Origin of the sequence: Streptomyces sp. JB150 (genome assembly GCF_011193355.1) — a bacterium.
Taxonomy (GTDB): Bacteria; Actinomycetota; Actinomycetes; order Streptomycetales; family Streptomycetaceae; genus Streptomyces.
The window spans coordinates 7,197,550-7,213,817 of record NZ_CP049780.1 but is presented as its reverse complement, the minus strand read 5'-3'; the positions used below and the strand labels follow the sequence as shown (position 1 = coordinate 7,213,817).

The 16,268-nt window shown below is 71.3% G+C and carries 11 protein-coding genes, 1 tRNA gene and 1 pseudogene; 6 read left to right on the top strand and 7 right to left on the bottom strand.

Features of this window, described 5'->3' with window-relative positions; all coding sequences use genetic code 11:
- The first annotated feature begins 113 nt into the window (after positions 1–113).
- The 3 genes and pseudogenes from G7Z13_RS32795 (at position 114) to G7Z13_RS32785 (ending at position 3,900) form a co-directional block, all read left to right on the top strand.
- Complete coding sequence (locus tag G7Z13_RS32795) at positions 114–1,811, top strand: hypothetical protein (RefSeq protein ID WP_166005524.1); 1,698 nt, start codon at positions 114–116, stop codon at positions 1,809–1,811.
- A 124-nt stretch (positions 1,812–1,935) separates the two neighbouring features.
- Positions 1,936–3,340: pseudogene (locus tag G7Z13_RS32790) on the top strand (EF-hand domain-containing protein).
- 26 nt (positions 3,341–3,366) lie between these two features.
- Positions 3,367–3,900 (top strand): hypothetical protein, encoded by a 534-nt coding sequence (locus G7Z13_RS32785; RefSeq protein ID WP_166004331.1) that lies wholly within the window; start codon positions 3,367–3,369, stop codon positions 3,898–3,900.
- 348 nt (positions 3,901–4,248) lie between these two features.
- Here G7Z13_RS32785 and G7Z13_RS32780 read toward each other — a convergent pair.
- Positions 4,249–4,316: transfer RNA gene (locus G7Z13_RS32780), tRNA-Ser, on the bottom strand.
- Between the two features lie 310 nt (positions 4,317–4,626).
- Between G7Z13_RS32780 and G7Z13_RS32775 the strand changes: the two genes are divergently transcribed.
- Complete coding sequence (locus G7Z13_RS32775; RefSeq protein ID WP_166004329.1) at positions 4,627–6,198, top strand: pectate lyase; 1,572 nt, start codon at positions 4,627–4,629, stop codon at positions 6,196–6,198.
- Between the two features lie 127 nt (positions 6,199–6,325).
- Here G7Z13_RS32775 and G7Z13_RS32770 read toward each other — a convergent pair whose 3' ends face one another.
- The 3 genes from G7Z13_RS32770 to G7Z13_RS32760 all read right to left on the bottom strand — a co-directional run bounded on the left by G7Z13_RS32770 (position 6,326) and on the right by G7Z13_RS32760 (position 10,661).
- Positions 6,326–7,966 carry a carboxylesterase/lipase family protein gene (locus G7Z13_RS32770; RefSeq protein ID WP_240926433.1) on the bottom strand — a complete coding sequence of 547 codons (1,641 nt, stop codon included), beginning with the start codon at positions 7,964–7,966 and terminating at the stop codon, positions 6,326–6,328.
- 188 nt (positions 7,967–8,154) lie between these two features.
- Positions 8,155–9,720 carry an MDR family MFS transporter gene (locus tag G7Z13_RS32765; protein WP_206313253.1) on the bottom strand — a complete coding sequence of 522 codons (1,566 nt, stop codon included), beginning with the start codon at positions 9,718–9,720 and terminating at the stop codon, positions 8,155–8,157.
- 194 nt (positions 9,721–9,914) lie between these two features.
- On the bottom strand, positions 9,915–10,661 hold the full coding sequence (locus G7Z13_RS32760; RefSeq protein WP_166004324.1) for a TetR family transcriptional regulator: 747 nt from the start codon (positions 10,659–10,661) through the stop codon (positions 9,915–9,917).
- Between the two features lie 140 nt (positions 10,662–10,801).
- Between G7Z13_RS32760 and G7Z13_RS32755 the strand changes: the two genes are divergently transcribed.
- Positions 10,802–11,080: a GlsB/YeaQ/YmgE family stress response membrane protein gene (locus G7Z13_RS32755; protein WP_166004322.1), complete on the top strand. Its 279-nt coding sequence runs from the start codon at positions 10,802–10,804 to the stop codon at positions 11,078–11,080.
- 12 nt (positions 11,081–11,092) lie between these two features.
- Here G7Z13_RS32755 and G7Z13_RS32750 read toward each other — a convergent pair whose 3' ends face one another.
- A complete protein-coding gene (locus G7Z13_RS32750) occupies positions 11,093–11,476 on the bottom strand; it encodes a hypothetical protein (protein ID WP_166004321.1) in 384 nt (127 codons plus the stop codon).
- A gap of 290 nt (positions 11,477–11,766) precedes the next feature.
- Positions 11,767–12,939, bottom strand: coding sequence for an FAD-dependent monooxygenase (locus G7Z13_RS32745; protein WP_166004319.1), 1,173 nt, complete (start codon positions 12,937–12,939; stop codon positions 11,767–11,769).
- 104 nt (positions 12,940–13,043) lie between these two features.
- On the opposite strand from G7Z13_RS32745, the gene G7Z13_RS32740 reads away from it, so the two are divergent.
- Positions 13,044–13,961, top strand: coding sequence for a TetR/AcrR family transcriptional regulator C-terminal domain-containing protein (locus G7Z13_RS32740; RefSeq protein ID WP_166004318.1), 918 nt, complete (start codon positions 13,044–13,046; stop codon positions 13,959–13,961).
- Positions 13,962–14,046: 85 nt separating this feature from the next.
- On the opposite strand, the gene G7Z13_RS32735 is transcribed toward G7Z13_RS32740, so the two are convergent.
- Positions 14,047–16,197 (bottom strand): discoidin domain-containing protein, encoded by a 2,151-nt coding sequence (locus G7Z13_RS32735; RefSeq protein WP_166004317.1) that lies wholly within the window; start codon positions 16,195–16,197, stop codon positions 14,047–14,049.
- Positions 16,198–16,268 lie beyond the last annotated feature (71 nt).

The following is a 16,268-nucleotide window of genomic DNA, read 5'->3' as shown; positions in this document are numbered from 1 at the left end:
CCCGCCCCGCGGCGGACGACCACTACGCTGAGTGCCCGATGCGCGACGCACCGGCGGCGACCGTACGGCCGGACGACGGGGCGGCGGCCGTACGGTTCGGGAGGCGGACACACATGGACTACTACGATCTCGGCACGCACACCCGTACGGTGACGACCACGTCGGCAGAGGCGCAGCTGTGGTTCGACCGGGGCCTGGTGTGGACGTACGCCTTCCACCACGAGGAGGCCGCCCGCTGCTTCGAGGCCGCCGCGGCGGCCGATCCCGGCTGCGCCATGGCGTACTGGGGCATCGCCTACGCCCTCGGCCCCAACTACAACAAGCCGTGGGACTTCTTCGACGAGCGGGAACTGACCCGGACCGTCGAGCGCACGCACACCGCCGTCGAGCGGGCCCACGAGCGGGCCGCCGACGCCGCCACGCCCGTCGAGCGGGCCCTGATCGGCGCGCTGCGCGCCCGCTACCCGCAGGCCCGGCCGGCCGAGGACTGCTCCGTGTGGAACGCGCCGTACGCCGACAGCATGCGCGCCGCCTACGACCTCGCCCCCGACGATCCCGACGTCGCCACCCTGTACGCCGACGCGCTGATGAACCTGACCCCGTGGCAGCTGTGGGACCTGCGCACCGGGGAGCCCGCCGGGGGCGCGCGCACCCTGGAGGCACGGGCGGTCCTGGAGCGGGCGCTGCGCGCGCCGGGCGGACGCGACCACCCGGGTGTCCTCCATCTGTACATCCACCTGATGGAGATGTCGCCGACACCCGAGACGGCGCTGCCGGTCGCCGACCGGCTGCGCGGCCTGGTCCCGGACGCCGGTCACCTCCAGCACATGCCCTCGCACCTCGAAGTGCTGTGCGGGGACTACCGGCAGGTCGTCGCGGACAACAGCGCCGCGATCGCCGCGGACGAGAAGTACCGCGCGCGGGCCGGGGCGATGAACTTCTACACCCTCTACCGCTCGCACAACTACCACTTCAAGATCTACGGCGCGATGTTCCTCGGCCGGTCGGACATCGCCCTGGAGACGGCGGCCCGGCTGGAGGCGTCCATCCCGGAGGAGCTGCTGCGGGTGGAGAGCCCGCCCATGGCCGACTGGCTGGAGGGCTTCCTCGCCATGCGCGTGCACGCGCTGATCCGGTTCGGCCGGTGGGACGACATCCTCGCCCTGCCGCTGCCCGAGGACCCGGAGCTGTACAGCGTCACCACGACGATGCTGCGGTACGCCCGGGGCGTCGCCCTCGCCGCGACCGGCCGGGTCGCAAAGGCCGAGGCGGAGCGGGAGCTGTTCCGCGCGGCGGTCGGCCGGGTGCCCGGGACGCGGATGCTGTTCAACAACACCTGCCTCGACATCCTGGCCATCGCCTCCGCGATGCTGGACGGCGAACTCGCCTACCGCAAGGGCGAGTTCGACGCGGCCTTCGCCGCACTGGAGCGGTCCGTCGCCCTGGACGACGGCCTCCCCTACGACGAGCCGTGGGGCTGGATGCAGCCCACCCGGCACGCCCTGGGCGCCCTGCTGCTGGAGCAGGGCCGGGTCGCCGAGGCGGAGGCGGTCTACCGGGCCGACCTCGGCCTGGACGACACCCTGCCGCGCCCCTGCCGCCACCCCGGCAACGTCTGGGCCCTGCACGGCTTCCACGAGTGCCTGCAGCGGCAGGGCAGGACCGCGGAGGCGGCGATCGTCGCCCAGCAGCTCACCGTCGCCACCGCCCTGGCCGACGTCCCCGTCACGGCCTCCTGCTTCTGCCGCACCGAGGCCGCCGGGCCAGGCGTGGGGGCGACGCCGCCCCACTGCTGCGGCACGGACGGGTGAGGCCGGTGCCGGTGCGGTGCGCGTGCCGGTGCGCGTGCCGGTGCGGTGCGCGTGCCGGTGCGCGTGCCGGTGCGGTGCGCGTGCCGATGCGCGGCGGGCGTGCCGGAGCGGTGCGCGGCGGGGCGTGCCGCAGTCGGTGGGACCGCGCTGGGCGCTGGCCATGGTCCGGGCGACCGTACTGGAAGCCGCTCACCCGCAGATCGGGGCCGCTCTGGCGGACGACTCCACCTTCGTCGCCCACCCTTGGCGGCGGCTGAGGAACACCTTCCTCAGCATGCAGCGCATGCTCGGCGCCGACGAGCAGGTACGGCAGCGGGAGGCCGCACGGCTCAACCGCCTGCACGCCCGCCTGCGCAGCACCAGCAGCGGCGCCGGCCCCGGCCAACGGCCCTATGACGCGATGGACCCGGCCGTGCGGGCCTGGGTGGTGGCGACCCTGTTCGAAAGCGCCGTCACCATGTGCAGGCTCAGCGGACAGCCCCTCGAACAGCGCGCCGTGGAGCTGCTGTACGCCGAGTTCCGCGCCTTCCTGGCTGCCATGGGCGACGAGGACGGGCACCTGCCGGCCGTTCTCGCCGACTTCTGGCCCTCCTTCGACCAGGTGGTCGAGCGGGAACTGGAGAACACGGACGCGATGCGCATCATCCTGTTCAAGCTCTTCGACCATCTCCCCGCCCCGCCGGTGCTCAGCGGGTTTCCCGCCCTGTGGGCCACCGGCCGGGCCGTGGCCGGCCCGGTCATCGGAGCGATCACCGTGGCCTCGCTGCCCGAAGCGTTCCGCCGCAAGGCCGGACTGCCCGAGATCGCGGGAGTGCAGACGCTGATGCAGGGCGCCTACCTCGCCGCCGGCCTGGCGCGCTTCCTGCCCGACGGCTGGATCCAGGCCGCCGGCATCGTCGACCTGCTCGCGATTTCCCCGCACAGCGACGACCCCCGCGCCCGCACCGTCACCGCCCTGCGCGAGCAGACGCAACGCGCCGCCGCCCTCCTGAGGCTCCTCACCCCCCTCCCCGCGCAGCCGGCACCGGAACCCACGGGAGACACGGCGACGCGGCGCAGCGCGCAGGAGTTCTTCGCCGAAGTCCTCGACCAGACCGGCGACGGCTACCTGGACTGGCCGGACCTCGCCGCCATGGCCCGCGAAATGGCCGGCCGCCTCGACCTGGACGAACCGGAGGAGACCAGGCTCTACGACGCCTGTGCCGACTGGTGGCGCGAACTGCAGGCGGCGCTCGACACGGACGGCGACGGACGCGTCAGCGCCCGCGAGTACGCCGCCGCGGCTCCCGCCATGGCCGGCCCCGCGCTGATCAGGGTCGCCGAGGTCCTGTTCGACGTCACCGACAAGGACGGCAACCAGCGCATCGACGCCGTCGAGTACCGGGCCCTGTCCCGGAGCCGCCTTCCACCGCGACACCACCCACGGCGACGGCACTTACACCCGCGGTGCGTTCGTCAGCGAGTTCCTGTCCTTCATGTCCGGCCGCCACCGCACCACCCCGTGCGACCCGCTGCTCGCCGAGGCCTGATCACGTGGGCTGCTAGCGTCACCACCGTGGCAAACCGTTCATACCTCTACTCCGCGGACTCCCTGCCGAACGAGGCGGAGATTCCCCAGCGGATCCGGTGCATATCCGAACACAACTGGGACATCCCGCTCGCGCACAAGATCATGGTGGGGCGCGGAACGACGATCGTCCCCTCCATGATCTGGAACCCTCCGATCGGCATCGCCGCGGACTACGCCGACGGGGCGGCCCTGCTGCGGGACCTCCTGCGCGCGGTCGGCAAGGGCCTGGAGGACGACGCCGAGTTCGCCGAGTGCGTTGCCAGGACCACGGCGCACCTCGAGAAGCAGCAGGCACGGTACTTCGTCCTCGAGACCGGGGAGATCGTCTCGATGACGGGTGACGATCCGGCAGCGAGCGTGCGGCGTCTGGTGTCCTTGGACATCCCGGACGCCGTCGCCAGGGCGGAGGCGGCGATCGCCGGCCGGGACGACGACTGGCTGGCGTCCGTCCGAGCCGACTGGCAAAGGCACTTCGCGTCCTTCTACAGCGAGGCGCTCTACTTCTCCTTCCCCGGCTGACGCACCCCGCGGCCGACTGACGCGACCTGCGGCCGAGGGCGGCCGCGGGCCTCGCGCCGCGGTGGCCCGCGCCTCGGCCTGCGGCTCCCGCCCCGACGAACTGATCGCGTCACGGGCGTCCGTGTCGGGGGCTCCAACCCTGCGGCCCAGGGCTTCCCTCGGAAGCTGAGGGCCGGCACCGAACACGTCGCGGAGCGCGCCTCCGCGCACCCCGATGACCGTCACCGCCGCCGGGCCGGCGTCGGTCCGGCGGCGGTTCAGCCGCTCGCGGCGGCGTGGTGTGCAGAGATCGAAGTCGGCAGCGGAGAACTTGTCAAGGCGTCCTGGGCCACTGGACGACACCGGCACAGCCGGTGACGGGATTCGAACCCGCGTACCCGCTTTCGAGGCGAAGTATCCGCGGCCTGCGCACCTGCACGACAGCGACTGTAGCGAGCGGGGCTATGGCCGGCACCCGGTTTTCGCGCCGCCCGGAGTCATCCGAGGGCTCCGCCACGCCCGCCACGCCCCGCGCCGACGGCCGCACCGCTGCACGGATATTGCCACCGCGTCGGCCACCGCTCTATCCTCGCCGTCCAGAAAGCGCTTTCCCCAGTGGCGTGCGGGGCCGCTGTCGAAGCGAGTGCAGCAGTGCGTCCGGGCTTCACCCGGCATTCGGCGACGCGTGGCGCATGCCGTATGTCGAGTGCCGCGTGGCGAGTGACGCCTGACGAATGGGGAGACGACATGAGACGACCAGCGGCCCTGCGCGTCTACGCGGCGCTGGGCACACTCGCCCTCGCGGCCGCGGCCGGTGCGGTGGTGTCGGCGCCGGACGCGTCGGCGGCGGTGACCGGCAGCGCGACCGGTTACGCGACGCAGAACGGCGGCACGACCGGCGGCGCGGGCGGGCAGACGGTGCGGGCCACGACGGGCACCGCGATCCACCAGGCCCTGTGCGGCCGGGCCAGCAGCAGCACCCCGATCACCATCCAGGTCGAGGGCACCATCAACCACGGCAACACCAGCAAGGTGTCGGGGTCCAGCTGCAGCACCGCGGACGGGGTGATCGAGCTCAAGCAGATCAGCAACGTCACGATCGTCGGCGTCGGCAGTGGTGCCGTCTTCGACCAGGTGGGCATCCACATCCGCGAGTCGAAGAACATCATCATCCAGAACGTGACGGTCCGGAACGTCAAGAAGTCCGGCTCTCCCACGTCCAACGGCGGTGACGCCATCGGCATGGAGAGCAACGTCCGCAACGTGTGGGTGGACCACGTCACGCTGGAGGCCTCGGGCGGTGAGTCGGAGGGCTACGACGGCCTCTTCGACATGAAGGACAACACCCAGTACGTGACCCTGTCCTACAGCATTCTGCGCAACTCCGGCCGGGGCGGCCTCATCGGCTCCAGCGAGAGCGACGTCTCGAACGGGTACGTCACGTTCCACCACAACAAGTACGAGAACATCGACTCCCGCACGCCCCTGCTGCGCGGCGGCGTCGCCCACATGTACAACAACCACTACTTCAGCCTGAACGAGTCCGGGATCAACTCCCGGGCCGGCGCCCGCGCCAAGGTGGACAACAACTACTTCGAGGACTCCAAGGACGTCCTGGGCACCTTCTACACCGACGCGGCCGGTTACTGGCAGGTGAGCGGCAACGTCTTCGACAACGTCACCTGGTCCCAGCCCGGCACCGACAACAAGCCCGCCGGGCCGAACCCCCAGTCCAACACCACCGTCAGCATCCCGTACTCCTACCGCCTCGACGCCGCGAGCTGCGTGCCGGGCGTCGTGAGCCAGACCGCGGGTGCCAACAAGGGGCTGCGGGTGTCGGACGGCAACTGCACCCCGCAGACGCCCACGCCGACGCCGACCACCCCGGCGCCCACCCCCACCACGCCCACGCCGACGCCGACGACGCCCACGCCCACCCCGACCCAGCCCGCCGGCACCAACCTGTCCATCGGAGCCGGTTCCGACGGCTCCAGCAAGGCGGACGGGACCAGCTACGGCAACGTGCGCGACGGCAACCTGAGCACCTACTGGTCACCGGCCGGCTCCACCGGTTCCGTCTCGATCAAGTGGGGCTCCCCCACGACCGTGTCGACCATCAACATCCGGGAGACGTCGGCGGCCGCGGGCCGGATCGGCTCCTGGCGGGTCGTCAACGCCGACACCGGCGCGGTCCTCGCGTCCGGCAGCAAGGCCGGGGTGATCGCCGTACCCCGGACCACACTGAGCAAGATCACCTTTGAGATCACCGGTTCCAGCGGCACACCGCAGATCGCCGAGTACGAGACCTACGCCGGGTAGTGACGGCGTGCCGCCGCCCCCGCCCGCCCTCCGGTCGTGCCGAGTGCCGGAGGGCGGGCCGGAGCACCGGAGACGGTGCCGGACGGGGGCGGCGGCCGCATTCCTCGTCGCGCTCCCCCACTGACGGTCAGGAGGCCGGCCCGTTCCACAGGTCGCAGTGGTGGGCCTGCGGGAAGGTGTCCACCGGGGTGATGGCCTCCGGGGCGAGCGTCTGGACCTTCGGGTACTGGGGCCAGCGCGGCGCGTTCGCGGCGTACGGCACTCCCGTCCTGGCGAAGTGGGTCCAGTAGCCGAGCATCTTCTCCGACAAGGCGGTCTGGGCGCTGGCTCCGGTGACGCCGCCGAAGACGTAGCGGATCTCGGAGCCGTGGGGTGCGCCGAGAGGGAAGCCGACGGGGAGGTTCAGATAGTCCATGGCGTGCCGGTCGGCGAACTCGTACTGGTAGGAGCGGGTGTGCTCGGCCATGAGTCCGGCGGTGCGGGACTGGAGGCAGGCGAACTGGGAGTCCGTGAGGACCGCGCCGAGCGCTTCGGCGGGTGAGCCGTACTCGGACAGGGGATAGCGGGCCAGGATCGTCTCGGCCCGGTCGCCGTGGAGCGCGCGGACGGCCACCGGGTAGCCCTCGGCGGTGAGCCGGCGCCCGGCGAGGTCGTAGGTGGTCGCGACCGTGAGCCGGCCCTCGTCGGCGGTGGTCCCCTGCAGCACGGGCACCCGGTGGAATCGTCCGCTCTCCAGCGCGTCCGTCACCTGCGAGGGAAGGAGCGCGCCGTCGACGTTGGGCACCCAGCGGGCGGTGGAGCGGGCCGAGGCGGCGAGCAGCTCGGCGGCGGGTTCGGCGCGCAGGCAGGCGACGTCGGCGCAGCCGAGGGAGTCGGCCCAGGCCTTGCCGCTGTTCTCCTGCGACTGCTGGGTGGGCAGCGGGAAGCCGCAGCCGGACTGGGCGATGGCCCGGTCGAACAGGCCGGTGGCGGCCGGTGAGACGAGGTGCTGGCAGACGCTGCCGCCGCCCGCGGACTCGCCGAACACGGTCACGTTGCCGGGGTCGCCGCCGAACGCCGCGATGTTGTCGCGCACCCAGCGCAGCGCGGCCTGCTGGTCGAGGAGGCCGTAGTTGCCGGACAGGCCGCGCGGCGACTCCTCGGTCAGCCCGGGGTGGGCGAGGTAACCGAACACGCCGAGGCGGTAGTTGAGGTGGACGGTGATCACGTCGCCCTTGGCGGCCAGGGTGCCGCCGTCGTAGAAGGAGCCGGAGCCGACGGTGAAGCCGCCGCCGTGGATCCACACCATGACCGGCCGCTGCCGGTGCGAGGGCTGTGCGGGGGTGTGGACGTTCAGGTAGAGGCAGTCCTCACTGGGCGTGCCGGGCCCGGCGAGGTTCCCCCAGGGCGTGGACGACGGCTGCTGCATGCAGGGGTTGCCGGGGGCCGTGGCGTCGCGGACGCCGGACCAGCGGGCGGGCGGGGACGGCGGTTTCCACCGCAGGGATCCGACGGGCGGCGCGGCGTAGGGGATGCCCAGGTAGGAGTGGGCGGCGGCGCTCGCCCTGCCCCGGAGCTGCCCGTACCGGGTGGAGACCGTCGGGCCGTCGCCCGCCGCCACAGCGGGGGCGACGGCGGCCACCGGTACGGCGGCGCCCGGTTCCGCGGCCTCCCGTACGGCGGTCTCGGACGACGGCAGCGCGCCCGACAGCCCACCGGACAACCCGCCGGACAGTCCGCCGGTGAGCAGTAACGCCCCCGACAGCAGCAGCGGGTGACTTCTCGTCAAGTACCTCTTCAGCGGACCGGACATCGGCACCTCGGATACGGCTGGACGACATGGTCCGTGCAGTGTCGTGGGGCACCGGGAACGCCCGGACCGCGTAAATCACCAGTCCCTGACCCGCGTCGGGGAGACGACGCGGGTCAGTGGACGGGTGAAAGTCGCAGCAGCGCCGGACGGCGGAACCTCCGGCCTCAGCCGACCCGGTCCGCGGGCTGCCGGGACTCGGCCGCGGTGGCGGCCTCCTCTGCGAGGCGTTCCATGCCGCTGGTGGTCTTCAGTGGCTTCTCCTTGATGAAGAGGACGGCGACGAGGGCGAGCAGCGCGAAGGGGGTCGCGACGAGGAAGAGGTCGGCGGTGGCGACACCGTAGGCGTGCTCCACGATGGCCCGCATCGGCGCCGGCAGTGTGGTCATGTCCGGGACGCCGTGCCCGGCGGCCTGTCCGGTGCCGGCGGGGGTCCCCGCCTCGGCGAGGCTCTTGGTGATCTCGTCGGTGACGCGGTTGGCGAGGATCGCGCCGAGCACACTGGTGCCGATGGTGCCGCCCATGCTGCGGAAGAACGACAGCACGGAGGTGGCGGCGCCGAGTTCGGCGGCGGGCACGTCGTTCTGCGCGGCGAGGACCAGGTTCTGCATCAACATGCCGACGCCGATGCCGAGGACCGCCATGTAGAGGCTGAGCAGGGCGAAGTGGGTGTCGGTGCCGATGGTGGAGAGCAGGGCGAGACCGGCGGTCATCACGGCGGCGCCCGCGACGAGGTACACCTTCCACCTGCCGGTGGCGCTGATGATCTGCCCGGCGATGGTGGAGGACACCAGCAGGCCGAGGACCATCGGCAGGCTCATCAGGCCCGCGACGGTCGCGGACTTGCCCAGGGAGACCTGGAAGTACTGGGAGAGGAACACGGTGCCGCCGAACATGGCCACGCCGACGAGCAGGCTGGCGACGGTGGTCAGGGTGACCGTGCGGTTGCGGAAGATGTCCAGCGGGATGACCGGTTCGGCGGCGCGCGACTCGACGTAGACGGCGATCGCGAGCAGGACCACGCCCGTGCCCGTCAGGGCGGCGGTCTGCCAGGAGGCCCAGTCGAACTGGTTGCCCGCGAGCGAAACCCAGATGAGCAGCGCGCAGACGCCGGCGACGATCAGGAAGGCGCCCAGGAAGTCGATCTTCACTTCGCGGCGCCGCACGGCCGGCAGCTTCAGGGTGCGCTGGAGCAGCACGATGGCCAGCAGCGCGAAGGGGACGCCGATGAAGAAGCACCAACGCCAGCCGAGCCACGAGGTGTCCACCAGGACGCCGCCGATGAGCGGCCCGGCGACGGTGCCGACGGCGAAGACGGCGCCGAAGAGGCCGGAGTACTTGCCGAGGCGGCGCGGCGGGATGATGGCGGCCATCACGACCTGCGCGAGCGCGGTGAGACCGCCCGCGCCGATGCCCTGCGCGACGCGGCTGAAGATGAGCAGGCCCACCTCGTGGGAGAACCCGGCCAGCAGCGAGCCCACCACGAACATGCCCAGCGAGAGCTGGAGCAGCAGTTTCTGGTTGTAGAGGTCGGACAGCTTGCCCCACAGGGGCACGGTCGCCGTCATGGCCAGCAGTTCGGCGGTGACGACCCAGGTGTACGAGGACTGGCTGGCGCCGAGGTCGGCGATGATCCGGGGCAGGGCGTTGGACACGACGGTGCCCGCGAGGATGGCGACGAACATGCCGGCCATCAGCCCGGACATCGCCTGGAGTATCTGCCGGTCGGACATGGCGGTGGGAGGCGCCTGCTCGGGCGCCGGTGTTGCGTTCACGAGGTCTCTCTCGGTTCGGGGCGGTTCACGACAGTTCCGGGCGGGCGCCGACGGCGTCGGTGCGCGCCCGGCGGCACATGGGGGCCGGGGTGCGGGTGCGGGGGGGGAACGCGGGGGCCGGCCGACGCGGTGGCCGAGGGGACGGGCGGGCGTCAGTCTTGTCCGTCGACCGTCCCGGACGATGTCCCGGTCGGTGCCCGCAGACCGGCGGCGAGATGGTCGAACGCCTCCTCGAAGACGTCCGCGAAGGGCCGTTCCTCCTGGCGCACGCACCAGTGCTCGAAGGCGACCCGGACGGCGGTCACGCCGACGGCGGCCAGCAGTCGCGGATACAGGTCCAGGGCGAGCCTGCGGCTGACATCGTCGGCGGACGACGCGGTGGATCCGGCGGGTGCGGAGGTTGGTTCGGCGGGTGCGGAGTTTGGTTCGGCGGAGGTACCGGCGCCGAGCCGTTCGGCGAGGGTCTCGGCGAGTCCGAGCTCGTCGGAGGCGTACACGCCGAGGCTGCGCACCAGGAGCCGCGGTGACCGGCGCAGCACCTCCGCGTGGAGCCGCCACAGCTCATGCTGCTGCTCCACCTCCGCCAGCTCGGCGGCCATGGCCCGGCGCAGTGCCTGGAGCGGCGGGAGGTTGGCGGGGGCGGCGAGGACCGCGTCGCGGATCCGGGTGCGGGAGTCCGCGCCGATCATCACGAAGACGTCGTCACGGGAGTCGAAGTAGTTGAAGAACGTGCGGGGAGACACCCCCGCCGCCTCGCTGATCGCCTCGACGGTGACGTTCTCCGCCCCGTGCTCCGCCGCCAGCCGCACCGCCGCTTCCACGAGGGCGGCCCGCGTCGCCCGCTTCTTGCGCTCACGCAGCCCGCCCGGCGGGGCACTCTCCTCTGTCACATCCTGCATAGTACGCAAACTTGCAGACCCTGCAAAAAACCGCGTCGTCTGAACTCCACGACAGGAGACAGCACGGTCCGACGTTTGTTCGGCCGTAATCGGTGCAGACGATGAGCTGACACAGCCTTTATATGGAACGGAGAGGCACCATGGGCATCATCGCGTGGATCATCATCGGCCTGCTCGCCGGCGCCATCGCCAAGGCCCTGATGCCGGGCAAGGACCCCGGCGGCATCATCATCACCATGCTCATCGGCATCGCGGGTGGTCTGCTCGGCGGCTGGCTCGGGAAGGTCATCTTCGGCGTCGACTCGGTCGACGGCTTCTTCGAACTCTCCACCTGGATCGCCGCGATCATCGGCTCCGTCATCCTGCTCGCCCTCTACCGCCTCGTCACCGGCAACCGGCACACGCACCGCCACGCATAACCCGCTGAAGGCTCAACGCCTCCGGCCACTACACGCTGACGGCTCCCTTCCTTCATGGACGGGAGCCGTCAGCGTGTCCGGACAGTCCACGTAGTCACCGGCGGAGTTGGCGGCACCGGTCGTGGTGTTGCCGTTGTGGCGCCAGCGCCATGTGCCGTCCTGGGAGGCGGTCACCGTTGCCTTCAGATAGCCGGTGCTGCCGGCGGTGATCGGGCTGCCCTTGGCGGCCGGCTCCGTGGAGGCGTTCGTCTTCACGATGCGCGAGGCGCGCTGGAGACGGACCGTCGCGGAGAGCCCGGCCCTGTCGTAGCCGCCGTCGTTCTTGATCGCCAGGCCGTAGCTCTTCCAGTCGGTGGCGTCGCTGTTGACGAGGTGACCGCCGTTGCCGACCGGCATGCCGTCGGGGTCCACCTCGATCGTCTCGTCGCAGTGGTGATACGTGTAGCCGCCCGAGGAGGTCCGCGAGCAGCCCCACCGGGTCGCAAAGTGGCGAGCGTGTACGAGTCGGGATCGGTCCCCCGGTAGGCGTCGACGGACCAGGAGTCGAGCGTCACGCCGAAGTGGTCATTCCCCGCCCCTGAGTCGCGTGTCTGCGCGGCGAACCGACTGCCCGCCGCGGCGACTGTAGTTCATCCGCCGGCCACCGCCCGGCGTGGGGACAACTGTCCGCTCCGGCGACCACGGTGTCAGCCCGGTGTCCCCGGGAGTCGGTGGGGAGCGTAGTCCGGGAGTCGGATCATTCCCGGACGGGTGTTCTCCGGGGCGTTGGCCGCGATCGTGTCCAGCACTTCCTGGCTGGGAGCGGGCATGAAGAACCGCTGCGCGCCCTCGCGGCCCACAGCCTGGTGCTCGGTGACGAAGGGCCGCATCGTCTGCTCGTAGGCCGCGAACGCAGCCGTGTGGTCGTCGCCGGCCCGCGCCAGCTCGCCGGCCAGGACGTACGCGCCGAGCAGCGCCTGTGACGTGCCGCGGCCCGAGGTCGGGGCCGCGCAGTAGCCGGCATCGCCGACCAGGACGACCCGGCCTTCGGCCCAGGTGTCCATCACCACCAGGGCGTTGGTGTCGAACCAGAAGTCCTCGGCCGTCCGCATCTCCGTCAGCAGCCGCGGGATCTCCCAGCCCTCACCGGCGAACCGCTCGGCGATGATGCGCTGCTGCTCGCCGATGTCGTGGCGGTCGTACTCCAGATCCTCGGCTGCCAGGTGGAGGGCGGCTCGTGCTGGGCCGGCCGCGTCGTCGGCGAACATGTTGGCCGCCTTCCCGGGGGAGACGTAGAGCTGCCCGGTGTGGTCGAGCCCCAGATAGTTCGGCAGGCTGAAGACGGCGGTGTGGATCCCCAGAGGTTCGACGAAGCGCTCCTCGGGGCCGAAGGTCAGTGACCGGACCCGCGAGTGCAGCCCGTCGGCGCCGACGAGCAGGTCGAACCGGCGGGACACCCCGCTCTCGAAGGTGACGTGCACGCCGTCGGCGTCCTGCTCCACCGCGAGGAGGGAGTCGTCGAAGAGGTACTCCGCCCTGTCCCGCGCGGCCGCGTACAGCAGCCGGGTCAGTTCCCCCTTGGGGACCTCCAGGTCACCCGCGAAGACCTCGGCCGGCAGGGTGGCGTACTGCCTGCCTTCGGCGTCCACCATCGCGGCGTCGCCCACCTTGGTGTCCAGTGCCCGGACCGGCTCCAGCAGGTCCATCCGGTCCAGGACGTGGAGGGCTTCACCGCGGAAGTCGACGGCATAGCCGCCGTGCCGGACCCGCGGGGCGCGCTCGACCACCGTGACACGGGAGCCGTGGCGGTCCAGCCAGTAGGCGAGTGCCAGTCCCGCGACACCGGCGCCGGAGATCAGGACGTTCTTGTTCGTCGTCATGAGTGCACCGTACGAACACCGAGACCGCTGCTGAAGTGCTCCTTCCTCGAAAGCGATCTAGTGCGGGCAGAGTGGGGCGCACTAGTGCACTACGCTTCGAGACCATGACTCAGCCGCCCTACGCACGGATCGCGGCGGAACTGCGCCACCGCATCGAGGCGGGCGAACTCGCTCCGGGTGACCGCGTCCCCTCCACCCGGGCCATCACCCAGCGATGGGGAGTGGCCATGGCCACGGCCACCAAAGCGCTGACCGTGCTCCGCCACGAGGGTCTTGTGCGGGCCGTTCCCGGTGTCGGGACCGTGGTCGCCGACACCGCGCCGCAGGCCCGCTCGGCCAGGTCCGCCGCCGAGGACCCGGCCGCACGGACCCGCGTCGTCCGCGCGGCCATGGCCCTTGCCGACGCCGAGGGGACTGCCGGGCTGACGATGCGCCGGGTCGCCGCGGAACTCGGCATACCGACCATGTCGCTCTACCGGCACGTCGCGAACAAGGAACAGCTGCTCGCCCTGATGGTGGACGCCGCTTTCGCCGGCGAGCCGCTGCCCACGCGGCCGCCGGAGGGGTGGCGGGCCCGGCTGGAGCTGTCCGCGGCCATCCAGTGGCGCCTGTACCGGGCCCATCCGTGGCTGGCCGCCGCCCTGAACCTCAGCCGCCCCCTGCTCGTGCCACACGGCATGCGGCACATCGAATGGGTCCTGGCCGCCCTGGACGGTCTCGGGCTGGACCCCGACACCCGCATGCACGCGGCGGTCACCCTCTTCGCATACGTCCGCGGCCAGGCGATCGACACGGAACCCGAAGCACGCGCCACCCGGTCCAGCGGGATCACCGGGGAACAGTGGATGGACGCCCAGCACGACCGCATGACCGCACTGCTCGCTCAGGGACGCCTGCCGCATTTCGCTGCCGTCGCCGATCAGGTCGCCCTCTCGTCCACGTCCCTGTACGAGTTCGGCCTGACCACCCTCCTCGACGGCCTCGCCACGCGCATCAGCATGGCGAGGCCCACGGCACAGTGACCTGACACATGTCAGGACGACGGCGCGCCGTCATCACGCGGGACGCGCCGCCCGTGGGCGGCGCGTCCTTGGGTGTGGTGGGGCGTCAGGGGAAGGAGACGACGGTCGAGGGGATGGTCTCGGTGCCCTGGGTGGGGGCGCCGACGTCGTTGATGACGTGGTCGAAGTGGCCGTTGCCGCCGAGGGAGACGGTGAGCAGGCTGTGGAACCTCACGCCGGGCTTCACCGGGGCCTTGAAGCCGTGGTCCTGACGGATCGTCGGGTCGACGTTGTAGTAGCAGTAGCTGCCCATGCCCCAGCCCTCGTGGGTGTTCACCGAGTCGTCGACCCGGTAGGCCGCGTAACCCTTGGTGGTGCCGTTCTGGATGGCGGCCTGGTTGGGCGCGTCGTACGCCTTCTCGTTCTGGAAGAAGATGGTGCGGCCGCGCTCGCCGTACCACTCCACGTCGTACTTGTTGAAGTGCTCGACGAACAGGCCGGTGGCCAGCACGTCGTCGCCGTTGACGCGGACGCCGTAGTCGGCGCGATTGGTCTCCCAGCCGACGCCGTCGCCGTGGTCGGCGCGCCACACCCAGGTGTGGTCGATGATGGTGTCGTCGCTGTTGACGACCATGCTGGTGGTGGCCTTGCCGGCGCCCGCGCCGCCGATGCGGAGGTACACGTCCTGGACGGTGGTGGGGTTGGCGGAGTGGTCGGCGGAGGCGTTCTGCGGGCCGACTTCCAGCAAGGTCGGCGAGTTGACCGGCCCGGCGTCGATGAGGAAGCCCGCGAGGCGTACGCCGTCCACGTCGGCGACCCGCATGGCGGTCACGCCGTTGTCCGGGATGAGGGTGGCAAGGCCCAGGCCGAGCACGATGGTGTCGGGCCGGGTGATCTCGATCGTCCGGTCGACGTGGTAGACGCCGGGCGTGAACAGCAGGTGCAGGCCCTGCGCGAGCGCCTGGTTGATGGTGGTCGCGGTGGCGCCGGGCTTGACGACGTAGAAGCGGCTCAGCGGGATGGACTGGCCCTGCGGGGTGCCGCTCGCCCAGGTGGTGCCGCGGGCGTTGGTCCGCTTGGCGGGGGCGAACACCTTGTACTCGTTGCCGTCGAGGTAGAGGAACGGCTTCTCGCGGGAGATCGGGGTGTTCGCCAGGGTGGTGTAGCGCGGCTCGGGGAAGCTGTTCGCCGGGGCACCCTCCACACCGGAGAAGACCTGGTTCCACACGGAGTTGGACCAGCCGCCGATGGAGCTGTCGCGCGTGTACCACTGCTGCTGCGAGTAGTTGCCGACCTGCCCGTCGATCTTCGAGTCGGCGATGTAGCCGCCGCTGGCCCAGCCGTAGCCGTTCGGGGCGAGGTTGAGGCCGCCCTTGACGTGCATCCGGCGGAAGGAGGAGGCCTGGGAGACCGCCCACCGGTTGGTGCCGTTGACCGGGTTGACCGCCAGGTTCTCCGCGCCGCGCCAGAAGTTCTGGGTGGCGTTGCCGTTGAACCAGCCCGCGTCGACGGTGATGTCCCCGTTGATGAGGGTGTCGTCGGGCTTCAGGCCGAGGCCCGCGATCTGGGTGTAGAAGCCGATCTGGGCGTTGAGGTTGTGGTAGGTGCCCGGCTTGAAGAGGAACGCGTGCCGGCCGCTGCCGAACTGCGCGGACTCCTGCTGCTTGAAGACCGCGTCGAGCTTGCCCTGGATGTCCGGCGTGGACGGGTCGATGACGTGCACGTTGGGGCCGAGGTCGCCGCCGCCCGGCAGCTGGGGGGTGTCGCCGGTCGTGCCGTAGACCTGGAACTCCCACAGGGAGTAGCCGTAGCCGGTGGCGCGGGAGATGCCCTGGAGGCGGACGTAGCGGCCGGTGCCGGAGACCGTGAGGTCGTCGGTGCCGCCGTCGCCGGCCGTCACGGACCTGACGGTGCGCCAGTCGGTGCCGTTGTCCGACAGCTGGATGTCGTAGGCCTTGCCGTAGGCCGCTTCCCAGGTCAGCACGGTGCGACTGATCTGGGCGCTGCGGCCGAGGTCGACCTGGAACCACTGGTTGTCGCTCCACTGGCTCGACCAGCGGGTGCTCGTCAGGTTCCCGTCCACCGCGGCGGACGCGGCGAAGGCCGGTGCCTCGGTGGAGGAGGCCGTGGCCGGCTTGCCCTGGGAGAGGAGGACGGGGTCGGCGTGGGCGGTGGCGGCCGGGACGAGCGAGAGCAGTGTGCCGAGCAGGGTCGAGACCAGGGCGCCGGCAGTGGCGCGTCTGGCTGCTGAAGGCATGGGGGCTCCTCAAGTGGGGAGGGGAGAAGGAGAGTTGAGAGAGCGCTCTGCGGGAACCTTGCCGCCCTGTC

What these genes read in the sequence shown, in the direction of transcription:
- G7Z13_RS32795 (WP_166005524.1), top strand. Translation starts at nt 114, where the DNA reads ATGGACTACTACGATCTCGGCACGCACACCCGTACGGTGACGACCACG.
- G7Z13_RS32775 (WP_166004329.1), top strand. Translation starts at nt 4,627, where the DNA reads ATGAGACGACCAGCGGCCCTGCGCGTCTACGCGGCGCTGGGCACACTC.
- G7Z13_RS32765 (WP_206313253.1), bottom strand. Translation starts at nt 9,720, where the DNA reads ATGTCCGACCGGCAGATACTCCAGGCGATGTCCGGGCTGATGGCCGGC.
- G7Z13_RS32760 (WP_166004324.1), bottom strand. Translation starts at nt 10,661, where the DNA reads ATGCAGGATGTGACAGAGGAGAGTGCCCCGCCGGGCGGGCTGCGTGAG.
- G7Z13_RS32755 (WP_166004322.1), top strand. Translation starts at nt 10,802, where the DNA reads ATGGGCATCATCGCGTGGATCATCATCGGCCTGCTCGCCGGCGCCATC.
- G7Z13_RS32750 (WP_166004321.1), bottom strand. Translation starts at nt 11,476, where the DNA reads ATGCCGGTCGGCAACGGCGGTCACCTCGTCAACAGCGACGCCACCGAC.
- G7Z13_RS32745 (WP_166004319.1), bottom strand. Translation starts at nt 12,939, where the DNA reads ATGACGACGAACAAGAACGTCCTGATCTCCGGCGCCGGTGTCGCGGGA.
- G7Z13_RS32740 (WP_166004318.1), top strand. Translation starts at nt 13,044, where the DNA reads ATGACTCAGCCGCCCTACGCACGGATCGCGGCGGAACTGCGCCACCGC.
- G7Z13_RS32735 (WP_166004317.1), bottom strand. Translation starts at nt 16,197, where the DNA reads ATGCCTTCAGCAGCCAGACGCGCCACTGCCGGCGCCCTGGTCTCGACC.